The organism is Clostridioides sp. ZZV15-6598 (genome assembly GCF_020657705.1).
GTDB classification, from domain to species: domain Bacteria; phylum Bacillota; class Clostridia; order Peptostreptococcales; family Peptostreptococcaceae; genus Clostridioides; species Clostridioides difficile_F.
This window is the reverse complement of sequence record NZ_JAGWCS010000047.1, coordinates 1-22,605: the sequence shown is the minus strand read 5'-3', so window position 1 is coordinate 22,605 and position 22,605 is coordinate 1. Positions and strand designations below refer to the sequence as shown.

The window sequence follows — 22,605 nt, the reverse complement described above, 5'->3', positions numbered from 1 at the left end:
AATTCTAAAATCTTATTTTTATGCAGTCTTTTATAATAATTTATTTAAAAATACTTTATTTATAATTAAATATAAAGTAAAATATTAAAATATCACTGATAAAATTTAGTTATGATAATAATCTTTAAGTTTATTTGATGAAATATGGAGGAATTATTATGAAAGAAATACTTGTTATTGCTCCTACTAAAGGAACCTATGAAAAATCGATTCACATAGTAAAAAAACATAAGTACAAAAACATTGATGTTGTATTTGGTAACTTAAAAGAAGGAATACCTCTCGCTGAAAAAAGTATTAACCATGGTACTAGAATTATCATAAGTAGAGGCGGAACTTACAATATGTTAAAAGAAACATATAACATACCTATAGTTGAGATTAAAGTAGACGCTTATGATATTATAGAAAGCTATAAGGAAGTTAAAAATTCAAATGAACCATTTGGGATAATTGGATTTAATAATGTTATATATGGCTTTGATATTATAGAAGAAATATTGAATAAGAAAATAACTATGATTGAAATTGAAAAAGAAGAAGAAATTTATGATGCTATAGAAAAATATAGAAAAAAAGGCATCAATACATATATAGGTGATACTACTGTTGCACATATTGTCAAAAGACTTAATTGTAAGGGAATATTAATTGAATCTAGAGAAGAAAACATACTTCGAGCCATTCAACAAGCTGAACAAATACTTGACGCAACTAAAGATGAACAAAAAAGAAGATTACAGATAGAAGCTATGACAGATTTTGTACATGATGGAATAATAACAGTTGATAAAAATTTTAAAATCACATTATTTAATAAGAGTGCTGAAAAAATATTTGGTATAAAAAAAGAAAATGCACTTTATCATAATGTTATAGATGTTATTCCAAATACAGTTTTACCTCAAGTAGTTGAAACCATGGAACCACAAATTGGTGAAATACAGAATATCGGAAGTACAAAAATCATTACAAATAGAGTTCCAATTATCGTCGATGGTCAAATTCAAGGGGCAGTTTCTACATTTCAAGACAGTAAGGAAATAAGTTCATTTGAACACACAATAAGAAGAAGTCTATTAAACAAAGGTCTCTCTGCTAAATACACATTTGATGATATAATCTATGCAAGTGAAAAAACAAAAGATTGTATAGAAGTTGCAAAAAAATATGCTTGTTATGATACTCCAATGATTATTACAGGGGAATCTGGTGTTGGTAAAGAGCTATTTTGCCAAAGTATACATAATTATAGCAAACGTAAAAATGCTCCTTTTGTTGCTGTAAACTGTGCTGCAATACCTCCATCTTTAATAGAAAGTGAGTTTTTTGGTTATGAAGAGGGCTCATTCACAGGAGCAAGAAAAAAAGGAAAAGCAGGTGTATTTGAACTGGCACATGAAGGGACAATTTTTCTAGATGAAATAAGTGAAATTCCAATTGAACTTCAAGGAAGATTATTAAGAGTCTTACAAGAAAAGCAAGTTATGAGAATTGGTGGTGATAAAGTTATTCCCATAGATGTAAAAATAATTTGTGCTTCAAATAAAGACCTAAAAGATATGATGCGTGATGGTTTATTTAGACGAGACCTTTACTTTAGAATAAATATATTAACATTGTACCTTCCTTCACTCAAAGAGAGAAAAGAAGATATCATAAAATTATCAGAATTTTTCATAAAAAAATATTCAGCTAAATACAATAAGATACCTTTAATTATCACTCCAAATATCAGACAAGCTCTTCTTGAAAAAGAATATGAAGGAAACATAAGAGAATTAGAGGGAATAATCGAGAGAGCTGTTATTATCGAATCATTTGATTCAATTTTATCAGAAAAATACAGTAGTAAATGTGCAAATACTATAATTAATACAGATAAGGCTGATTTTAAATATAATAACTTAGACTTAAAAACACTAGAAAAAAAATATATATACAAAGTCTATAATGAAAATAATAGAAACACTACAAAAACTTGTGAAATCCTAAAAATCACTCGCTCTACTCTATGGAGAAAGTTAAAAGAAATAGAAAGTGATGTTTAAAAATAATACATATATAATATATCTAAACGTTTTATGTTTAATTTTAATACATAAGACGTTTATTTATTTTTATTTAAAATTCTACCATATAATAAATAGATTAATTTTTTTGTTATCTTTTTCCATATAATATTTTTAATCTAAGTAATCTACAGTATTTTATATGAATATTAAAAATACGTATAAAAATAAAAACTATTTAACATATAGATTGGCATAGTAATTGCTTTTAAATACTTATATAAAAATTAAAAGGAGTGATACTAGATGCATATCTTAAAATCGGTGAAAAAGATACCAGGAGGACTTATGGTCTGTCCCCTGCTATTGGGAGCACTATTTAATACAGTATGTCCACAGGCTCTTGAAATTGGGGGATTTACAACTTCCTTATTTAAAACTGGTGCAATGAGCATACTTGCTCTATTTTGTCTATGTAATGGCGCTCAAATTAACATAAGGCAAGCAGGCAAACCTTTAACTAAGGGAATAGTACTCACAGCAACAAAATTTATAATTGGTGCAGTACTAGGTATTATTGTTAGTAAATTCATTGGGCCTAAAGGCATAATTGGTATTACACCTCTTGCTATAGTTGCTACTATGACTAATTCAAATGGAGGTCTATTTGCTGCTCTTGCTGGTGAATATGGAGATTCTACAGATGTTGGTGCAATATCTATATTATCTCTAAATGATGGTCCATTTTTTACGATGCTTGCCTTTGGAGTAACTGGACTTGCAAATGTACCTATAGTAGCTTTATTTGCAGCACTCATACCAATACTACTTGGATTTATACTTGGTAATCTCGATGAAGATATACGAGAATTTCTTGCACCTGGTACAACATTATTAATACCTTTCTTTGCTTTTCCTTTAGGAGCTGCATTAAACTTTAACCAAATTATAACTGCTGGATTTCCTGGAGTTATACTAGGTCTTGCTGTAACTCTAATAACAGGTATGGGTGGATATTTTGTAATGAAACTTATACGTGCAGAACATCCAGCAGTAGGTGCAGCTACTGGTACAACAGCAGGTAATGCAGCTGGTACTCCTGAAGCTTTAGCCGCTATTGACCCTACACTTGCTACAATTGCGGCGGTTTCAACAGTGCAAGTTGCTGCTGCTATCATTGTTACAGCTATATGTTGTCCAATGCTCGTTTCCTATTTGGATAAAAGAGAAAAAAGAAAAAAAGCTATTTTCAAAACAAATAAAAACATAGAAGTAAATTAATATTTTGAGGAGGTAAAAGTATGAACGCAATTATTCATGCAAACGAAAAAGACAATCTAGTTACATGTGTTAGACCTTTGGTTAAAGGTGAAAAAGTTTCAATTGATGGAAAATCTTATATAGTAAATGATGACATTCCTGTTTTCCATAAGATGGCTACAGAAGATGTAAAAAAAGGTGACGTTGTTTATAAATATGGCGAGATTATAGGAATTGCAACAGTTAATATAAAAACTGGTGACTATGTTCATGTACATAATATTGAAAGTACACGTGGTCGTGGAGATAAAAAATAGGAGGTAATAAAAATGAAATTAATGGGTTATTTAAGAGAAAATGGACAATATGGTATTCGTAATCATGTTTTAGTTATTCCAACATCTGTCTGTTCAAGTGAGACAGCCACAAGAATTGCAGCACTTGTTCCTGGAGCAATAGCTATCCCACATCAACATGGATGTTGCCAAATTGGCTCTGATATAGAGCTTACAGCAAAAACATTAATAGGATTTGGTAAAAACCCTAATGTAGCTGCTGTTTTAGTGGTTGGACTTGGATGTGATGGTATTCAAGCAAAAGATTTAGCATCTGAAATATCTACAACAGGAAAAAAGGTAGACTATGTTGTTATACAAGAATGTGGTGGAACATTAAAAGCAATAGCTAAAGGTGCTGAAATAGCAGGTAAGATGGCTCGTGAAATATCAAAAGAAGTAAGAGTTGAATTTGATATGAGCGAAATTACATTGGCACTTGAATGTGGTGGCTCTGACCCAACAAGTGGAATTGCATCAAACCCTTCAATAGGAATTGCATCAAATCTTCTTATCGACGAAGGTGGAAGTAGTATATTGAGTGAGACTACAGAGGTAATTGGTGCAGAACATTTATTGGCTACTCGCTTTGAAGATGAAAACATGAAAGAAAAGTTTCTTAAATTTGTAAGTGATGTAGAAAAAAGAGCAATTACTATGGGAGAAGATTTACGCAGTGGTCAACCTACTCCAGGTAATAAAGCTGGTGGATTATCAACAATTGAAGAAAAATCACTTGGCTGTATGTATAAAGCAGGTGACAAACCATTCAAGGGGGCTCTTGAATATGCTGAGATTTTACCTTCAGATAAAAAAGGGTTATACTTTATGGATACTCCAGGTCAAGATATAGATTCTATTACTGGTATGGTAGCAGGTGGTGCACAGATTGTAATCTTCTCAACTGGTAGAGGTACTCCAACAGGAAGTCCAATTTCACCAGTTATTAAAATTACTGGAAACAGTGATACATACAATAAAATGATAGATAATATCGATATAAATGCAGGTAGAATTATAACAGAGGGTGCTAAAATTAAAGATATAGGTAAAGAAATATTCGATGAAATAGTGGAAGTATGTAATGGTAAACACACTAAAGCTGAAAGCCTTGGTCATAGAGAATTTGGTATTTACAGAATTGCATCTACTTTCTAGTTTGTAATAAATATAAGGTATTGTTTTGTAAATTCAATATTTATACAGATACTATAAATTAAAAATCCTTTATAAATGTTTTTTTATCCCAAAAAGAACTGTATCAAAATAGTTAAAATAATTTTGAAAACAGTTCTTTTTTTATTTATAAAATATTGTAGCTCATGATAATATTGTTCAGTCAAATTTCAATATAGATTATAAGTAATAAATTATAAGTATATCTTCTCTACTCTTTAAAATAAGTTATATAAGATTGAGTATAGAGTTGAATCAATGAAATTAGGTGTCTTCATAAACAAAAATATTTGGTATAATATGTCTGAGAGGAGTCTTCTTTGTAAGTCAATAAAAGACGGGGGATGGAACAGAAAAAATGTATACTAAAAACACAAAAAATAAAAAAATAATAATTACCTTATTGCTAACACTTCTTATAATCGTGTCCTTAGTTTGTGTTACTTTTGTCATGACACTGAATAAGGTAACCCATAGTGAAACAGAACGGTATCTTACAGAAATCTCAGAGAGTATCTCCACTACAATTAATGTAAGATGTAAAAGTATATTTAAAACATTATATTCTATAGGGGATACTTATTTTCAGTTTAGTGATAACACTAAAAAAACCAATGAGTATTTATCTCAAAAATCAAAATTACTTGGGTTTGATTGGTTAGGTATTATCGATTCTAGTGGAAATTTTATAAACTCTGATGAAAGTATAAGTAATGTTAAAGGACAGTATTTTTATAGAAAAGCTCTTCAAGGTGAAGAGACAATTACTCCAATCAAATCTCAAACTGGTATACATGGAATTTTATATTCTGTACCACTTTATGAAGATGATAAGGTTGTTGGAGCTGTTACTGCCTGGAATACTCTTGATAATATGAGAACCTTACTAAGCGTGGAGAGTTTTGGTGGTGAAGGATTTTCTCAAATCATTGACAAAAATGGAAATTTCATTGTAAGTTCAGACAACAAAAACGCTCCAAAAGATGTTGTAAACTTTTTCGACACAATAAAAAAACATGGAAGCTATACTGGTGAAAATACTCTTGGAGAAATGAAGGCAAACTTAAAAGAGAACAAAAAAGGTTCTATGTACTTTACATTGGATGATGGTATTTATAAAGCAATGCACTATGTTCCTCTAGAAGAAGAAAACCTATACCTACTTTCAATTGTTCCAGTAAAAGTAGCAAGTGCACAGTTTGATTTACTTCTAAAAAAAGCAGTCTTTATCAACCTTTTAATTATTATATCATTTTTAGTACTTATCATATCAATTATATTTATAAATCATAAAAATAGAGAACAGCTTATAAAAGTTGCCTATATAGACCCTGTAACTAAAGGATATAGTAAGGCACGTTTTGATATGGAAGCTAAAGCAATCATACAATCAGCTTCAGCAGAAACCTATTCATTAGTATCTATAAACATTCAAAAGTTCAAACTTATTAATGATTCTTTTGGTAGTGAAGCTGGAGATAAAACACTACAATACATACATGATGTGATTAATAATTATTTAAAACCTAAAGAATTACTTTGTCGAGTTTCTAATGATCAGTTTAACATTCTTATTAAAACTATTTCACAGAAAGAAATTCTTCAGTACATAGAAAATATTACAAACGATATTAACAGTTTTAACAAAAATAAAGAATGCAAATATTTCATCGCTCTTTCTATAGGTGTCTATAAAATTGATGACCCAAATATACCACTAGTATCAATTCAAGACCGTGCAAATGTAGCACGAAAAAACATTAAAGGAAATACTGTAAATCATCCACTCTACACATGTGTGTTTTATAGTGATTTAGAACGTTTGAGAATGCTTAAAGAAAAAGAAATGGAAAATAGAATGGAAGAAGCATTAGATAATAACGAATTTGTAGTCTATCTTCAACCTAAAGTAAATCTTAAAAACAATAATATTGTGGGTGCAGAAGCTTTAGTACGATGGCAAGACCCAGATAAAGGTCTTATTCCACCAAATGATTTTATTCCTTTTTTCGAAAAAAATGGATTCATCATCAAACTTGACCATTATGTGTTTGAAAAATCATGTGCCCTTATACGAAAATGGATAGATAATGGAGAAACTCCAATACCTATTTCAGTTAATTTTTCACGTGCTCACTTAAACAATAAAGATTTTTTAAAAAAATACAAAACAATTCGTGATAAATACGATGTCCCTGCTAAACTTTTGGAAATCGAATTAACTGAAACACTCGTCTTTGATAACTTACAAATGTTGCTCAATGTAATAGACCAAATCCATGAGGAAGGTTTTCAATGTTCACTAGATGATTTTGGAAGCGGATATTCTTCACTTAATATGCTAAAAGAAATAAAAGTTGATACTCTAAAACTTGACCGAGCATTTTTTAGTTCTCCTAATGCAGATAATTTATCCGAAAATTATGTAATAGAATCTGTAGTTGAACTGGCTAAAAAATTAAACATGAATAGTATATCAGAGGGTGTCGAAACAATCTTACAAATGGAATATCTAAAGAAAATTAATTGCGATATGATACAAGGATATGTTTTTTCTAAACCTATACCTCAAGAAATATTTGAAAAAATGGCTTTTGGAAAAACACTAGAAGAAGTCGATAAAAGTGATGCTGTAAAATAATGGCCTGTCTCTATAAAATGATTTTAATCATTTTGAGACAAGCCTTTTTATTTTTCAGTCTTTTATACATTTGTCAGTCTTTTATGCTTGACTCATCTTAAATTCTCTTCTTAAGAACAATAATACGATTATCATAGCAATAAAATCTGCAATTGGCTGTGCTAACCAAACTCCATCTAGATTAAATTTAATTGGAAGTACAATAATTAATGGTATAAATAAAATAAACTGTCTCAAAAGAGTCAAAAACATAGAATGTTTAACTTTACTTATACATTGAAAATACACAGGCCCAACAATAGAAATCCCCATTATAGGCAAGGTTATTAAATTTATATTTATCCCTCTTACAGCTATTTCCATTAGATTTGAATCCTTGTTAAATATACCAACAAACACCTCAGGAAATACTTGTACTACTAAAAATCCAAAAGATAATATAACTATAGACACTATGATAGACAATATTAAAGTTTTCTTTGCACGTTCAAATTGCTTTGCTCCATAATTATATGATATTATAGTCTGCATCCCTTGATTTAAGCCAAATACTGGCATCATAAACATCAATAAAATAGATGTAAGAGCTGTCATAGCACCAATAGCTAAATCTCCACCATAAACCTTTAGAGAATTATTAGTAAGTACATGAGTTATACTTATAGCTACTTCCATCGCAAATGGTGTGATGCCTATTGCAAATATTTTTTTTGTTATATTTGTGTCCAACCTCAAATTGTACTTCTTTAATTTTAAATTAGATTTTCCTCTTATGAAATAATATGTTACCCAAATAAATACCACGACTTGACAGAGTACAGTTGCTATAGCCGCACCTTTTATACCTAAATTAAACACAAATATGAAGATTGGGTCTAATATCAAGTTTAGTATACAACCTACTATCATTGTTCTAGCTGCTAACTTAGGATTTCCCTCTGCTCTAATTGCATTATTTAAAGAAAATGCAATTAGATTAAATGGGGTTCCAACCAGTATAACACTCATATAGTCTTTTGCATAAGAGATTGAATCTCTACTTGCTCCCAAAAGAAAAAGTATGTCTTCTAAAAAAACTAATCCTAATACAGTTATAATTATAGAAATAATTATAGATAGTGTAAGGGCATTACCTAATATTTTTTCTGCTTCTTTTTTATTTCTTTCTCCTAGCTTTATAGACAAGCTTGTACTAGCACCTACTGATACTAACATTCCAAAAGCTATTATTAGTGTAAATACTGGCATAGTTACACCAAGACCTGCAATAGCTATAGATCCAACCCCTTCCATAGAACCAATAAAAGCCCTATCTACTACATTGTAAAGCGAAGTTACCATCATTGCTATTATTGCAGGTATTGAATACCTAAATAATAAAATCCATATTTTTTCATGTCTTAATGCTTCTTGATTTTCCATGTTGTCACCATCTATACCATGTCATAAGTTATACAAATTGGTTTATTTGTCCTTGGGTCTGTCGCTATCTCTGCATCAATATTAAATAATTCCTTTAGATTATCTTTAGTCATAACATCATATGCATTACCTTGACAAACTATTTTACCTTTCTTAATCCCTATCATGTGGTCAGCAAATCGTGCTGCGTTATTAAGTTCATGTATTACCATGACAATAGTTCTTCCTTGTTTTTTGTTTAATTCATCTAATAATTTTAGTATTTCTAATTGATGAGCTAAATCTAAATATGTTGTAGGCTCATCTAACAAAAGTATATCAGTCTCTTGTGCCAAAGCCATAGCTATCCATGCTCTTTGTCTTTGTCCTCCTGATAAATCTTCCATATTTCTATCCTTAAATTCTGAGATTCCAGTAACTTCTAAGCTCCAATTTACAATATCTCTATCTTCTTTACTAGAATTTCCAAAGCCACTTTTATGAGGAAATCTTCCATATGAAATTAGCTCTGAAACAGTAAGACCACTAGGAACTTGAGGACTTTGTGGAAGTACAGCCATACTTTTCGCTATCTCCTTAGATTTTTTCTTATATATATCTTCTCCATTTATATATATACTTCCATTTTTAGGACTAATAATTCTCCCTATTGTTTTAAGTATTGTAGATTTTCCACAACCATTAGCCCCTATTATAGTAGTTATCTTTCCTTTTGGTATATTTAAATTTAAATCTTTTATAATATCTGTATTTCCATATGATACATTTAGATTTTTAGTATTTATACAATTCATAACAACACCCTTTCCTAATCATTTGCCAACATTAAATAAATAAAGTATGGTACTCCTATTATAGAGACAACTATACCTACTGGTATTTCTATAGGAGCAAGAAGATTTCTAGATATAGTATCTGCCACCAAAAGTAATAATGTCCCTATCAACGCTGATACTGGTATTAGTCTTTTATGTTTTGGACCTATTATTTTTCTTCCTATGTGTGGTGCTATCAAACCTAAAAACGAAATGCTACCTGCTACTGATGTTGATACACCAGATAAAATTACTGCATATATTATGAGTCTTCTTCTTTGCTTCTCTACATCTACACCAAGACTTGTAGACACTTCATCACCTAAGTTCAAGACATCTATATACTTAGCCTTATACATAGTTATTCCCATAAAAATCACTATAAATGGAAGTACAGCTATTACATATTTCCAACTGGTTCCCCAGATGCTACCTGATGTCCATACCATAACTCTATTAAATTCTTGTGTTGTAAATTTCAATTGAAATATCGTCAAAATTGAAGTAAAGGCTATATTTACGCCTATACCAATCAGTAGTAACCTTGATGAATTTATTCCACCTTTCCATGCAAGAGAATATATCAAAAGTGCTCCAAACAAAGCCCCTACAAGTGCAACAACTGGCATTGTAAATACAGTGAGATTACTCATGCCTTCATAAACATTACCATTCATAAGATATATATAAACTACTACAAATAATGCTGCTCCTGAATTTATACCCAAAATTCCAGAGTCAGCCAAATCATTTTTTGTAACTCCTTGAAGTATTACACCTGCTGTTGATAATGCTGAACCAACCAATAACGCTATTACTATTCTTGGTAATCTCAGTTTAAATATTGCAATTTCATGATTACGTTGACCTTGACCTATAAAAGTCTTTATAACATCCATTGGTTCTATAGAAAACGAACCTAAATTTAAACTCACTAGAAAAGCAATAAAAATAAGTACCATTAAAATTGAAATAACAAGTAAAGTTTTAGAATTTGTTTTTATAATATTTTTCATAGCACCTATTTATTCCCCTTTCTAACAAGATATATAAATATTGGAACTCCTATAAGAGCTGTTATAGAGCCCACTGGAGTCTCATATGGAGGATTTATCATTCTACTTAATATATCCGTATATACAAGTAGCACAGCACCTAGAACTAAAGAACTTGGTATTATATACTTATAATCTGAGCCTACTATTCCTTTAGCTATCTGAGGAACTATAAGACCTATAAAAATAATATTACCTGATACTGAAACAGATGCTCCAGTCATTAATATTACTAAGACTATACATATAAACCTAACAATGTCAGTTTTTTGCCCTAATCCTATTGCCACTTCTTCTCCAAGACTTAGGATAGTTATTCTTGGGGCCATAATCATAGATAGGATAAATCCAATACCTCCAACTATAAATAATAGTTTTATCCCTTCCCATGTCACGCCTACAAGTCCTCCTGATATCCAAAAACTTAATTGCTGAGATAGATTAAAGTACATAGATATTGCTGATGCCAAAGATATTAACAAAGTACCAAGAGCTACCCCTGCAAGAGCTAATTTTACATTATTAACTCTTCCTCTTGATTTGGAACTTATAAAATATATAAATAAACCACTTATACTTGCTCCAATAAATGCAAACATCATTACACTAAAGCTCCCATGTATAAGTTTAGGAAGTTTTTGTTGAAGTACTAATGATATTGCAATTGCAAATGTAGCTCCCTGTGTAATTCCTATAACAGAAGGCTCAGCTATAGGATTTCTTGTTATTCCTTGCATTATAGCACCTGAAACTGCTAAAAATCCTCCAACAAGTGCTGCTGCTATTGCCCTTGGAAGTCTAACATCCTTCACTATTCTCATATTTATTCCATCTTCCATATTTATCAAACTACTTATAACAGTCGATAGATTCATATCTTTAGCCCCAATAGTTATGGATAATACAATTCCAAATACAAGTGCAACTATACTTATTAATATCAACGAATAAGTCAGATTTTTTTTACTAAGTGTAGTCAATTATCCTACCTCCTTTTCCCTTTTAATTCTAGCGCAGTAATATATTTATTAAGTATTTTATGATTTTAAACTTATTAAAAATAGGTGTGAAAAATGAACATCATTATCTCACACCTAATAAGTTAAGAATTACTTTGTTAATTCATTTTTAACTGATTCTAATAACAACTCTTTTCCAACTGGATTATATGATTGACTGAAAAATGGAGCTGCATCAAGTATTGTTACGTTTCCATCTTTTACTGCTCTCATTTGAGCCCATATAGCACTATTTTCTAAATCTTTTTTATCTGATTCTGTAGCTATCACAATTATATGGTCTGCATCTATATCTGTAAGACCCTCCATGCTTACCATTGGTAATGTTATTCCATCTTGCTTTGGCATATTCTTAGGTCTAGCTAATTTCATGTCATCATTAATTAAAGTTCCAATTCCTCCATCGCTAAATACCATAAATTGCCCTGAACTTGCTAATACTGGTAAGTAAGTTTTTTCTCCATTTTTTTCTACAACTTCTTTACCTAGCTTTGTAGCTTTTTCATCATACTTTTGTAACCAATTCTTAGCTTCTTCTTCTTTATCAAATATTTTTGAAACATCAGTTAACTTACTTTTCCAGTCATTTGCATAATCTTTCATCATGACTACAGGAGCTATTTCTTTTAATTGGTCATAGATTTTTTCTTGTCTTTGACTCATTATTATTAAATCTGGATTTGCTTCCAATATAGCTTCCATATCCATAGTATCCATCATAGAGTGACCTACTATCTTTACATCTTTAAGTTCTTCTCTTATGTAACTTGGTAATTTATCAGTTTCATATGAGTCTACATTTGCTGTTGCAATAGGTTTATGACCAGCTATTAATAATTCCTCACTACTTCCTGATATATCAACTATTTTTTTAGGATTTGATGGTATCTTAACCTCTCCCTTAACAGATTGTACAACTCTTGTATCTGATTTATCTTTATTATCTGTGTTACTATCTGAACATGCCGTAACAAGTACTAACGTAGTTATAATAGATATAAATATTGCAAGTGATTTTATTTTTTTCATGATTATTTCTCCTACTTGTTTATTATACTTACATGATATTGATTATCATAAGCACATATTTATTATAGCATTTTTCTAGTTTTAGTCAATATTATTTTGTAAAAGGATAAAAATTCCTAATTAATCTTAATTATATATACCACAGATAAGGTTTTCTTTTATTAATCAATAAATTTTATACCTGTTTTTTATGTAAATCCAATAAATAGAATGACTTTTCAGTTAAACAATGATAAAATGCAAATTACAGAACAGTAATTTAGTAAGGAGGATTTAAAACATGGTACATTTAGTATATTGTGATAATGCAGGAAAAAAAGGAGAAAAGGTCTTAGATAAAATTTTAGCTGGAACGAAGACAATGGTAATTAGAGGTGCTGCTGGTAGAAAAATACCACATAGCAGAGTATTTCAAGGAGAATTACTTTATTTTATGGAAAAAGGAACTTCAGAAATTTCTGCAAAGGCTATTGTTAAGAAAGTAGACAACTATGTTAAATTAACAGAAGACGAAATTTGCAAAGTTCTAGATGAAAATCAACCAAAATTAAATTTATCTGATAAACAAAAAGTTCGTTGGCATAAAAAGTGTTTATGCTTAGTTGAGTTTGAAAATGTTCAAGAAATAACACCTCTTGATTTCGACCACCAAGGGAATATGGATGATTGGCTTATTATCGAAAAAATTGAAGATGTGGTTGTAGGTACTAGTATACCTTACAATTATGAGAAGTCTAAATTTTAAAATATTAATAAAATGATAATAAATTCCTAAGTTATAATTTTTAAATATATTTCAATAAAAAAGAGTGTCTTTAATAATTACAGAAATTATTAAAAACACTCTTTTATAATAATTAAATTAGACTACTTACTTTCCAATCTTTCATACAAATCTACAAATTCTTCTGCCAGTTGTTGAAAGTTCATAGATGTCATTAAATGGTCTTGTGCATGAACCAATATAACACTCATTTCAGTTTTATTACCACTAGCTTCATTTTGTATTAATTCTGTTTGGAATTTATGTGCTTTATGAATTGATTCTTTTGACTTTTCAATGCACTCTCTAGCTTCATCTATATTTCCGTTCTTTGCTTCTTTTATAGCTTCAAAAGCTAGACCTTTTGCATCACCTGCAAATCCAATTATTCCAAAAGATATTTCTATCATCTTCTCATCCATCTGTATACCTCCTAAATATCTCTATAGCTTGATATGACTAATCCATTTTCTCTCAAAAACTCTCTTACTTTTTTAGATGTAAGTATTTTGTGTTCTTTCGTTCTATCAATTGCATAAGACGTAGAATTTAAAATATAATCATCTAAAAAAGCTGGGTGAGACATAATATCCACTACATCATACTTCATTATTTCTTCTATATTTTTTATAAAATACTCTTCACTCACATTTTCCTTGTAAAAGCTATCTATTAATGGAACTATTTTTGAATACTCTAAATCGTATTCAAAACCTCCTCTTATTGGAAGATTATACTTATTTACAATTTTCTCTATTACTGGTTTTAAATTTACTAAAGTATGAATATGATGGTGACTATCTAAATGAGATATGTCTACTCCAAGTCCTTTTACTCTATCTATTTGAGCACAAAGTTCTCTATAAATCTCGTCATAATCCATTTTTTTAATAATTTCGTCCGTAATTCTTCTAATAAAAAAACCTTCTTTATCAACAATAGTTTTTAAGTTAGACAATAATGGTCTACCACAACTTAAAGTCATATGAACTCCACAATTTAAATCTTTATTTTCTTTAAGTAGCTTTACTCCATGTTCTACACCAGGCATATTTGCCATCATAGATGTAGACTTAACTATTCCATTATTATGAGCTGATATTATACCATAATTCACAGCTTCGCAATATCCAAAGTCATCTGCATTTATTATAATTTTAGTCATACCATAACCTACTTTCTATAAACTATCTATTAAATCTAGGAAGATAATCTTTATGAGCTTCAAGCATTTCATCCAATATAGTTTTTGCCAAATCATCAGATGGAATCAATGGATTTATACAAAGTGCCAATAGCGCAGAATCATAATCTCCATATACAGCTGCTTTGGCTGCTAAAACTTCAAATGACTTAATTTGACTTACTAACCCATGTACAGAATCTGGTAAATAGCCTATACTTAATGGTCTTGGTCCATTTTTTGTTATTACACTACTTACTTCTACCGCATGCTCATCTTTAAAGTCTCTTATAGCTCCATTATTTAATGTATTAACTACTTGGATGTCTTTTTTATCATTGTATATAGAGCTTATTAGATTACAAGCAGCATCACTATAATAAGCTCCTCCTCTTTTTTCAAGTTGAGGTGGTTTTATATCTAGTTTTTCATCTTTATATAATTCAAATAATTGTTCTTCTAATTCTTTAACTACTTGACCTCTAGCTTTTCCCTCTTTAAATTCTATTAACTCATCTTCAAGCATTTCTTTAGTTTTATAATAATATCTATGATATGGACAAGGTATAGCACCTAAAGATTTTATAAAATCAGCATTAAAATCAATTGCCTTTATATTTTGCATACTTATATCTGCTTTAACAAACTTATCTATTGCTTTTTTTGTAACATCTTCTCCGTCTAAAGCTACATTAAGACCATAAACCATATGATTAAGACCTGCAAAGTCCATACTTATTCTATCGCTTTCTACATTGAATAGTTTAGCAACATCATTTTTTAAATGAATTGGTACATTACATAGACCTATATATTTTTTAAAGTTAGTGTATTTGAATACAGCTTCTGTTATTATTCCTGTTGGATTTGTAAAGTTCACCATCCATGCATTTGGGCATAATTCTTCCACATCTTTTATTATATCAAATATAACTGGTATTGTACGAAGAGCTTTAAACAACCCTCCTGCACCATTAGTTTCCTGCCCCATAACTCCATGAGATAAAGGAATAGTTTCATCTTTAATTCTTGCATCTAAAAGACCTACTCTTAGCTGTGTTGTTACAAAATCTGCGTCTTTTAAAGCCTCTCTTCTGTCTAAAGTAAGATTTATTTTCATATCTACTCCAGCTTTTTTTACCATTCTTTTAGCTAGATTTCCTACTATCTCTAGTTTTTCTTTTCCATCTTCTATATCTACAAGCCATAACTCCTTTACAGGTAGCTCTTCATATCTATTTATAAAACCTTCTACAAGTTCAGGAGTATAACTTGAACCTCCTCCAATTGTAACTATTTTTAGCCCATTTTTCATCTCATTATACCATCCTTACCTATAATTTAGTATATCTTACAGAACTTATCTGTTTATTATCGAATAAAATTACCTAGTTGTCAATTTTTGTTAATTTTTTAGCTTCCATTTTTTCAGATGCTATAACAAACGGAATGTATATTAATATTGACAATATCAAATTGAATAGTGCTAAAGCTCCTCCTGTCCAATCACCTGTAGCCATCACCCCACCTAATATAGGAGGTGTTACCCAAGGTATTTTAGGTAAAATTACTGGTGCTACTAAACCAAAATCTATTGCTAAATATGATACAGCACTACATATTACTGGTGCAAGTACAAATGGAATCATAAAAATAGGATTTAAAACTATTGGAAGCCCAAATATTAATGGTTCTCCTATATTAAATATTGCTGGAGGACCTCCCAAAACTATCATCTCTTTACGTCTTCTTCCTGCTATTAATAAAGCTACAACTAATCCTAAAACCACTCCTGAACCACCTAAATATACAAATGCATCAAAGAATGAACCTGCAAGTACATGATATCCTTCAGTTGCACCCGCTTGAGCTAAGGCAGCGTTTTCTCCACCTAATTTCATAAGTATTGTCTCTGTGAAAGGAAGTGCTATATTTGCACCATGAAGACCAACAGTCCAAAGTATATGAATTATAAATGCAATAAGCATTGTAGAACCTAAACTATCAGCTACATTTGACAGTGGTGCTCCCAAGTAAGTATTCAAAATGTCTGTTAAGAAACTTCCATCTGAAAGCATTTTTATAAATATTCCTATTACAGTAAATATCATTATAGTCAACATCCCTGGTATTAACTTTGCAAATGATTTTGAAACTGCTGGTGGAACTCCATCTGGCATTTTTATAGTTAATTTTTTTACTTTAGATAATCTTACAAATATCTCAGCAGATAATAACCCTATTAATATAGAAGAAAAGAGTGCTGCTGTTCCTAAGTAAGTTTGTTGTATCATTCCCCATCCTTCAACTGCACTAGTACCACCTTCTGGAACTATTTTACCAATTTGTGGAGCCATTATAAAAAAGATAGATAATGCTATAAGCCCAGCTTGTAATCCATCACTTTCATAAGACTTTGCTAGAAAATAGGCAACACCTATTACTAAAAATACTGCCATCGTACCTATAGCTCCCCACCAAAGGTCTCCTCCAAACATAGTCCAATTTTCTCCGAATATGCTTGCCATCAGATTTTTATATGCTTCTAATGGCAAGTTGTTTATCAATGTTCCCAATGCACCTACCATAGTTATAGGTATCATTGCTATAAATGCATCCCTTACTGCTACTAAGTGCCTTTGAGCTCCTACTTTTGCAGCTACAGGCACTATATATTTATCCATAAATGACATGAATTTTTCCATTTTACATCCTCCAGTACAACTTTATTTAGAATTATTTAATTCCACTGCTCTATCTAGGACAGCTTTTCCATTACATCTTCCATAATCCATCATATTTATAACTTCTACTGGAATATTATGTGGTTTTGCCATTTCAGTTGCTTTTCCTAATACATATCTAACTTGAGGTCCTAAAAGTAAGACATCACAATTTTCTATTTCATTTTTTAAATTCACTTCTGATATAGCCCATATTTTTGCTTCTATACCGTTTTCCTTCGCGGCATCTTCCATTTTTGTAACCAATAAACTAGTTGACATCCCTGCTGAACAAGCTAACATTATTTTTATCATTTTCTTACCTCCAAATTAGAATTTATTAAGTATCTTTTTAAGTCATAATATCTTTAAACTATACATTTAAAGTGTCTTATTTATTAATTTTTATTTTAATGTATATATTTTATTTTTAAATGTATATACATTTATTTCTTGATATTATTATATATCAAATGTATATACATTTCAAGAAAACTTTTTCATTTTTTTTAATTTTTATTCGACAACAGCACTTAAAGTTAAAGTATATCCATGATGATATGTGTGTGAGTATTCAAAAACCTCACTATTTTGCAATTTACAAACTTGATTTATATATAAAAGTGCTTCTGGTTCTTCAAGCTTTAAATTAGTCATACATTCCTCATTTGATATTACAGCTTGTACTTCTCTCTCTGACATAGCTATTTTATATCCACATACTTCTTCTACAAAATTATAAAGTGACTTTTCACAATGAATCTTATTTAAATTTGGAAATAATTTAACTGGCATATATGTAATCATATATGAAACCCTCGTTTCGTCTGCCAATCTTACTCTTTTTATCTCCCATACATTTTCTCCTACACTAATGTTTAATCTACTTGATAATTCTTCATCTGCTTGAACTATTTCAAGAGATACCAATATATTAGATACTTTATATCCTTTACTTTCCATCTCCTTAGTAAATCCACTTACAGAGGATATATTATCGTATATTTTATTTGCAAGTACTATACTTCCTACACCTCTTTGTCTAGTTATATATCCTTCCTTAACTAGATTGTTTAGTGCTGACCTTACAGTCATTCTAGTCACATTAAATTCTTCGCTTAATTGCTTTTCAGAGGGGATTAAATCCCCTTCTTTCAAACTATCTGAATTTATTAGTTCTCTTACATGATTTTCTATAACTTTATAAATTGGTTCTTTCATTTAATTCACTCCTCATCAATTCGAACTTTTATATGATAAGTTAATTTTATATACAAACAAACAAAATGTCTATACATTTAATGCAAATTAAATTTTATTTAGATATCTTATATAATTTTCCAAGTTTAAGCAGATATATAAATAAACTTATCATTAATATTCCCTTTAATATACTTGATAGTGTTATACTCCACCAAACACCATTTAATCCTAATATTTCTGGTCTAGATATAAAGTAAGCTAATGGTACTCTTGCACCAGTCAATACAGTAACTATCATAGAGGGTATATAGGTTCTTCCTAATCCTTTAAAAGCTCCTGTTGTTATTATTTCTAAGCACATAAAAAGTTGAGAATATCCTAATATCTTAAGATACATCGCCCCTTTTTCTATTGCCTCACTTTCATTTATAAAAACAGAAAAAATGCTTTCACCCGCAAATATTAACACCAAAGTTGTTATTATTCCAAGTACGGAAGATACAATTATAGCTATTTTACATCCTTTATTTATTCTAGAGTACTTTTTAGCTCCATAGTTTTGTCCAACAAAGCTTCCTAATGCAACAGCCAATCCTTCAGCAGTCATCCACGATATTGCTTCTATTTGTGACCCTACTTTTTGCACTGCAACTGCAACAGGTCCCCATGAAGCTACTATTACACCAAGTAACATTGAAAATATTGTGAACATTCCACTTTGTATAGCTACAGGCAAACCTAATTTATATAGCACTTTATAGTATTTAACTTCTATTTTTCTAAAGATTTTTATCTTAAAATACTCCTCTTTGCTTTTGAGTATTATATATAGAAAGCATGTAGTAACTACTATTTGTGCAAATACAGTGGCAATAGCAGCCCCTGCAACTCCTAGTTTTGGAGCTGGTCCCCATCCAAAAATTAGCACAGGGTCAAGTATAATATTGGTTATTAGTCCTATTGTATTGATGCAAAAAGGTGTTCTACTATTCCCTAGTCCATTGAAAATTGAAGTAAATACTGGATTGATAAAATAAAATACCATACCTAAAGCTACTATTATTAAATATTGTCTGGACATAGATACAACCTCTAAGTCTCCCAATCTGAAAAAACCTATCAGTTGTTTATTGAGTACTATCAAAGCCATAGTATATATTATTGCCAACATAATATTTATTTCTACTGCTGATTTTATATATGATTTAGTAGTGCTTATATTATTTTCTCCTATACTTTGTGCTACCTTTACTTCCCCACCTACTTTTGAAATCATAATAAATGCCATTGCGAGCCATGGAAAAAATCCCGCTGTCCCAACTGCGGCTACTGCTTTACTTCCAGCTTTGCCAACCCATATCATATCTATCATGTTATATCCCATTTGTATAAATGAAGTCCCCATTATTGGAAGTGATAGTCTAAGTAACTTTTCAGTAATTCTTCCTTCAGTTAAATCAAGTCTATTTTTCATTTTCCACCTCTTTTATATTATAAAATTAAAAATCCCTTTAATTGTACACTTAAATCAACTACTATGTTTATTTAATTAAATTTACCATCATAAATAAATTTATTATATTTAAACTCAATGAGTTGAAATAAAGTTACTAATTTAAAATGATTTTTATCTTGTACTTTTCTAATCTACCATATATTATTTCTCTATAACAGTACATTTAACACTTTGAATATCTATATTATTCTTCCCAGCCATTAATACAAATTCTACTTTGTACAATATACCCCATTTACAATAATTTACTTATAATATAGCATTTTTAGATTATTTAATATATATTACCCATCTATGTAGTTTCAAATTGTGTTAACTATAATAAAATATGGTAATGTTTATCATTGATTTTTAGCAATAGATATAATTATATAACTATGTCACTATTATAGTTCTTATTTTAATACCATTTAAGTAAGTATATCAAAATCACCAATAAACTTGTTATATAAGCTAAGATATTCCACTATATTTTCCAAAGATTGACAAGTTTTTTTTGGGTTGATATACTAATACTTAAAATATTTTAAATTCGTATGAGGTGAAGCAATGAACATAAATGAATATATCAAAGACTCTGTTTTAGTTTTTGATGGTGCAATGGGTACATACTATTCCAAACTAAAAAATAGTCCTTTCAATTGTGAAATAGCCAATATAAATGATGCATCTACAATATTGTCTATCCACAAGGAATATATAAAAGCTGGATGTATGGCTATTAAAACAAATACTTTTGCAGCAAATGAAACACTTCTAGAGTGTGATTTTAAAACTGTCAAAGATATTATAAAAAGTGGATATGAAATTGCATTAGAGGCAACAAGAAATACAGATGTATTTATATTTGCTGATATTGGTCCAATACCTGCTCTAAATGATAGAGATTTGTTACCTGATTATAAGAAAATAGTAGATGTATTTTTAGAAATTGGAGCAACTAACTTTCTATTTGAAACATTTAGTAGTGATGAATATTTACCAGAAATCTCAAGTTATATAAAGGAAAAACAAGCAAACGCATTTATCTTAACAGAATTTGCAGTTAATCCAGAAGGCTTTACTAGACTTGGAAAAAGTGGGACTAATATCTTTAAATCTATTTCCAAGGACAAAAATATTGATGCATTAGGATTTAATTGTATCTCTGGCCCACACCATTTATTGCATTTTATAAAGACACTTGATATTAATGACAATATAGTTTCTATTATGCCTAATGCAGGCTATCCAACTATTATTAATAATCGTACATTTTTTGAAGATAACTCAGACTATTTTTCAGAACAGATGTTAGAGATATTAAATCAAGGAGTTCATATACTAGGTGGATGCTGTGGTACAACACCTGAATTTATTAAAAAGACTGTTGAAATAATAAATTCTTCATACAAAGGCAATGTTGCCATAAAGAATGATATCTCTCCAAAAAAGAAAATTAAATCTGTAACAAAAAACGAACTCTTAGAAAAGCTTGATGGAGGTAAAAAAATTATAGCAGTTGAGTTAGACCCTCCTATTGATACAGATATTGAATTTTTTATGAATAGTGCTGAAAAACTAAAAGACTATGGAGTTGATGCAATAACAATTGCTGACTGCCCTATAGCAAGAGCAAGAGTTGATAGTAGTTTATTAGCTTGCAAAATAAAGAGAGAGTTAGACATCACTCCTATACCACATATGACATGTAGAGATAGAAATATTAATGCTACAAAAGCTCTTCTTTTAGGATTAAATATTGAAAACATAAACAATGTGTTAGTAGTAACTGGAGACCCTATACCTTCTGCTGAAAGAGATGAAATAAAGGCCATGTTCAGTTTTAACTCTTCTATACTAGCAAATTACATAAAAACTTTAAATAAAGATACCTTTAATACTCCATTTAATATCTTTGGAGCTTTAAATATAAATGCAACAAACTTTGATTCTCAACTTAAGCATGCTAAGATTAAAATAGAAAATGGGGTTACTATGTTTTTAACTCAACCAGTCTTAACAGAGCAAGCTTTATTAAACTTAAAAAAAGCTAAGGAAATACTTCCTGCAAAGATACTAGGTGGAATTATACCTGTAGTAAGTTACAAAAACGCTTGTTTTATGAATAATGAAATTTCAGGAATTACTGTCTCACAAGACATTATAGACCTGTACAAAGATGCGTCAAAAGAACAAGCTACTAAACTTGCTATCAATATATCCACTCAAATAGCAAAAGAAATTGAACCTTATGTAGATGGTTATTATATCATTACTCCATTTAAAAGAATTGACATAGTATGTCATATATTAGAAGGTATTAACAAATAAAATAATTATAATATAAATACTATTAAGATATTATAATGTTTATTTATTAAAGTATAGTGTAATTCTAAAAAGCCTTGTATTTGAACGTTTTAAGCTAAATTATAGATTGTAATTTTTAGATGATTTTGATAATATATATG

General features: G+C 29.8%; 19 protein-coding genes. 7 read left to right on the top strand and 12 right to left on the bottom strand.

The window, feature by feature from the left end; all coding sequences use genetic code 11:
• Nucleotides 1-158: 158 nt before the first annotated feature.
• The 5 genes from KGF50_RS10915 (at nt 159) to KGF50_RS10895 (ending at nt 7,424) form a co-directional block, all read left to right on the top strand.
• Entirely contained in the window at nt 159-2,051 is a 1,893-nt protein-coding gene (locus KGF50_RS10915; RefSeq protein WP_227848068.1) for a sigma 54-interacting transcriptional regulator, read from the top strand.
• A 267-nt stretch (nt 2,052-2,318) separates the two neighbouring features.
• Nucleotides 2,319-3,293 (top strand): 2-keto-3-deoxygluconate permease, encoded by a 975-nt coding sequence (locus KGF50_RS10910; RefSeq protein ID WP_227839653.1) that lies wholly within the window; start codon nt 2,319-2,321, stop codon nt 3,291-3,293.
• Between the two features lie 20 nt (nt 3,294-3,313).
• Entirely contained in the window at nt 3,314-3,589 is a 276-nt protein-coding gene (locus KGF50_RS10905; RefSeq protein WP_227848067.1) for a UxaA family hydrolase, read from the top strand.
• Nucleotides 3,590-3,601: 12 nt separating this feature from the next.
• On the top strand, nt 3,602-4,765 hold the full coding sequence (locus KGF50_RS10900; RefSeq protein WP_227848066.1) for a UxaA family hydrolase: 1,164 nt from the start codon (nt 3,602-3,604) through the stop codon (nt 4,763-4,765).
• 376 nt (nt 4,766-5,141) lie between these two features.
• A complete protein-coding gene (locus tag KGF50_RS10895) occupies nt 5,142-7,424 on the top strand; it encodes an EAL domain-containing protein (RefSeq protein ID WP_227848065.1) in 2,283 nt (760 codons plus the stop codon).
• Between the two features lie 81 nt (nt 7,425-7,505).
• On the opposite strand, the gene KGF50_RS10890 is transcribed toward KGF50_RS10895, so the two are convergent.
• From KGF50_RS10890 to KGF50_RS10870, 5 genes are all read right to left on the bottom strand, one after another.
• On the bottom strand, nt 7,506-8,846 hold the full coding sequence (locus tag KGF50_RS10890) for an MATE family efflux transporter (protein WP_227848064.1): 1,341 nt from the start codon (nt 8,844-8,846) through the stop codon (nt 7,506-7,508).
• 11 nt (nt 8,847-8,857) lie between these two features.
• Nucleotides 8,858-9,640: an ABC transporter ATP-binding protein gene (locus KGF50_RS10885; protein WP_227848063.1), complete on the bottom strand. Its 783-nt coding sequence runs from the start codon at nt 9,638-9,640 to the stop codon at nt 8,858-8,860.
• 14 nt (nt 9,641-9,654) lie between these two features.
• Entirely contained in the window at nt 9,655-10,677 is a 1,023-nt protein-coding gene (locus KGF50_RS10880; RefSeq protein WP_227848062.1) for an iron ABC transporter permease, read from the bottom strand.
• Nucleotides 10,678-10,682: 5 nt separating this feature from the next.
• Nucleotides 10,683-11,696 (bottom strand): iron ABC transporter permease, encoded by a 1,014-nt coding sequence (locus KGF50_RS10875; RefSeq protein WP_227848061.1) that lies wholly within the window; start codon nt 11,694-11,696, stop codon nt 10,683-10,685.
• A 129-nt stretch (nt 11,697-11,825) separates the two neighbouring features.
• Complete coding sequence (locus KGF50_RS10870) at nt 11,826-12,764, bottom strand: ABC transporter substrate-binding protein (protein ID WP_227848060.1); 939 nt, start codon at nt 12,762-12,764, stop codon at nt 11,826-11,828.
• Between the two features lie 280 nt (nt 12,765-13,044).
• Here KGF50_RS10870 and KGF50_RS10865 point away from each other — a divergent pair, with 280 nt between their 5' ends.
• Entirely contained in the window at nt 13,045-13,509 is a 465-nt protein-coding gene (locus KGF50_RS10865; RefSeq protein WP_227848059.1) for a hypothetical protein, read from the top strand.
• Between the two features lie 122 nt (nt 13,510-13,631).
• Here KGF50_RS10865 and KGF50_RS10860 read toward each other — a convergent pair whose 3' ends face one another.
• The 7 genes from KGF50_RS10860 to KGF50_RS10830 all read right to left on the bottom strand — a co-directional run bounded on the left by KGF50_RS10860 (nt 13,632) and on the right by KGF50_RS10830 (nt 20,110).
• Nucleotides 13,632-13,949 (bottom strand): PTS lactose/cellobiose transporter subunit IIA, encoded by a 318-nt coding sequence (locus KGF50_RS10860; protein ID WP_227433981.1) that lies wholly within the window; start codon nt 13,947-13,949, stop codon nt 13,632-13,634.
• Nucleotides 13,950-13,960: 11 nt separating this feature from the next.
• Nucleotides 13,961-14,692: a chitin disaccharide deacetylase gene (gene chbG, locus KGF50_RS10855; RefSeq protein ID WP_227848058.1), complete on the bottom strand. Its 732-nt coding sequence runs from the start codon at nt 14,690-14,692 to the stop codon at nt 13,961-13,963.
• Between the two features lie 22 nt (nt 14,693-14,714).
• Nucleotides 14,715-16,025 (bottom strand): 6-phospho-beta-glucosidase, encoded by a 1,311-nt coding sequence (locus KGF50_RS10850; RefSeq protein ID WP_227848057.1) that lies wholly within the window; start codon nt 16,023-16,025, stop codon nt 14,715-14,717.
• Between the two features lie 73 nt (nt 16,026-16,098).
• Nucleotides 16,099-17,415 carry a PTS transporter subunit EIIC gene (locus tag KGF50_RS10845; protein WP_227848056.1) on the bottom strand — a complete coding sequence of 439 codons (1,317 nt, stop codon included), beginning with the start codon at nt 17,413-17,415 and terminating at the stop codon, nt 16,099-16,101.
• 21 nt (nt 17,416-17,436) lie between these two features.
• Nucleotides 17,437-17,748 (bottom strand): PTS sugar transporter subunit IIB, encoded by a 312-nt coding sequence (locus KGF50_RS10840; protein ID WP_227827675.1) that lies wholly within the window; start codon nt 17,746-17,748, stop codon nt 17,437-17,439.
• 201 nt (nt 17,749-17,949) lie between these two features.
• Nucleotides 17,950-18,654 carry a GntR family transcriptional regulator gene (locus KGF50_RS10835; protein WP_227848055.1) on the bottom strand — a complete coding sequence of 235 codons (705 nt, stop codon included), beginning with the start codon at nt 18,652-18,654 and terminating at the stop codon, nt 17,950-17,952.
• A 94-nt stretch (nt 18,655-18,748) separates the two neighbouring features.
• The gene (locus KGF50_RS10830) at nt 18,749-20,110 is read right to left on the bottom strand and encodes an MATE family efflux transporter (RefSeq protein ID WP_227848054.1); all 1,362 of its coding nucleotides are present in this window, start codon (nt 20,108-20,110) and stop codon (nt 18,749-18,751) included.
• Between the two features lie 591 nt (nt 20,111-20,701).
• Between KGF50_RS10830 and KGF50_RS10825 the strand changes: the two genes are divergently transcribed.
• Nucleotides 20,702-22,465 (top strand): bifunctional homocysteine S-methyltransferase/methylenetetrahydrofolate reductase, encoded by a 1,764-nt coding sequence (locus KGF50_RS10825; protein ID WP_227848053.1) that lies wholly within the window; start codon nt 20,702-20,704, stop codon nt 22,463-22,465.
• The last annotated feature ends 140 nt before the right edge of the window (nt 22,466-22,605 follow it).

Coding starts and splice junctions, on each gene's coding strand:
- KGF50_RS10865 (WP_227848059.1), top strand. CDS start 13,045: ATGGTACATTTAGTATATTGTGATAATGCAGGAAAAAAAGGAGAAAAG.
- KGF50_RS10840 (WP_227827675.1), bottom strand. CDS start 17,748: ATGATAAAAATAATGTTAGCTTGTTCAGCAGGGATGTCAACTAGTTTA.
- KGF50_RS10880 (WP_227848062.1), bottom strand. CDS start 10,677: ATGAAAAATATTATAAAAACAAATTCTAAAACTTTACTTGTTATTTCA.
- KGF50_RS10900 (WP_227848066.1), top strand. CDS start 3,602: ATGAAATTAATGGGTTATTTAAGAGAAAATGGACAATATGGTATTCGT.
- KGF50_RS10825 (WP_227848053.1), top strand. CDS start 20,702: ATGAACATAAATGAATATATCAAAGACTCTGTTTTAGTTTTTGATGGT.
- KGF50_RS10850 (WP_227848057.1), bottom strand. CDS start 16,025: ATGAAAAATGGGCTAAAAATAGTTACAATTGGAGGAGGTTCAAGTTAT.
- KGF50_RS10845 (WP_227848056.1), bottom strand. CDS start 17,415: ATGGAAAAATTCATGTCATTTATGGATAAATATATAGTGCCTGTAGCT.
- KGF50_RS10860 (WP_227433981.1), bottom strand. CDS start 13,949: ATGGATGAGAAGATGATAGAAATATCTTTTGGAATAATTGGATTTGCA.
- KGF50_RS10830 (WP_227848054.1), bottom strand. CDS start 20,110: ATGAAAAATAGACTTGATTTAACTGAAGGAAGAATTACTGAAAAGTTA.
- chbG (WP_227848058.1), bottom strand. CDS start 14,692: ATGACTAAAATTATAATAAATGCAGATGACTTTGGATATTGCGAAGCT.
- KGF50_RS10885 (WP_227848063.1), bottom strand. CDS start 9,640: ATGAATTGTATAAATACTAAAAATCTAAATGTATCATATGGAAATACA.
- KGF50_RS10915 (WP_227848068.1), top strand. CDS start 159: ATGAAAGAAATACTTGTTATTGCTCCTACTAAAGGAACCTATGAAAAA.
- KGF50_RS10870 (WP_227848060.1), bottom strand. CDS start 12,764: ATGAAAAAAATAAAATCACTTGCAATATTTATATCTATTATAACTACG.
- KGF50_RS10895 (WP_227848065.1), top strand. CDS start 5,142: ATGTATACTAAAAACACAAAAAATAAAAAAATAATAATTACCTTATTG.
- KGF50_RS10910 (WP_227839653.1), top strand. CDS start 2,319: ATGCATATCTTAAAATCGGTGAAAAAGATACCAGGAGGACTTATGGTC.
- KGF50_RS10890 (WP_227848064.1), bottom strand. CDS start 8,846: ATGGAAAATCAAGAAGCATTAAGACATGAAAAAATATGGATTTTATTA.
- KGF50_RS10835 (WP_227848055.1), bottom strand. CDS start 18,654: ATGAAAGAACCAATTTATAAAGTTATAGAAAATCATGTAAGAGAACTA.
- KGF50_RS10905 (WP_227848067.1), top strand. CDS start 3,314: ATGAACGCAATTATTCATGCAAACGAAAAAGACAATCTAGTTACATGT.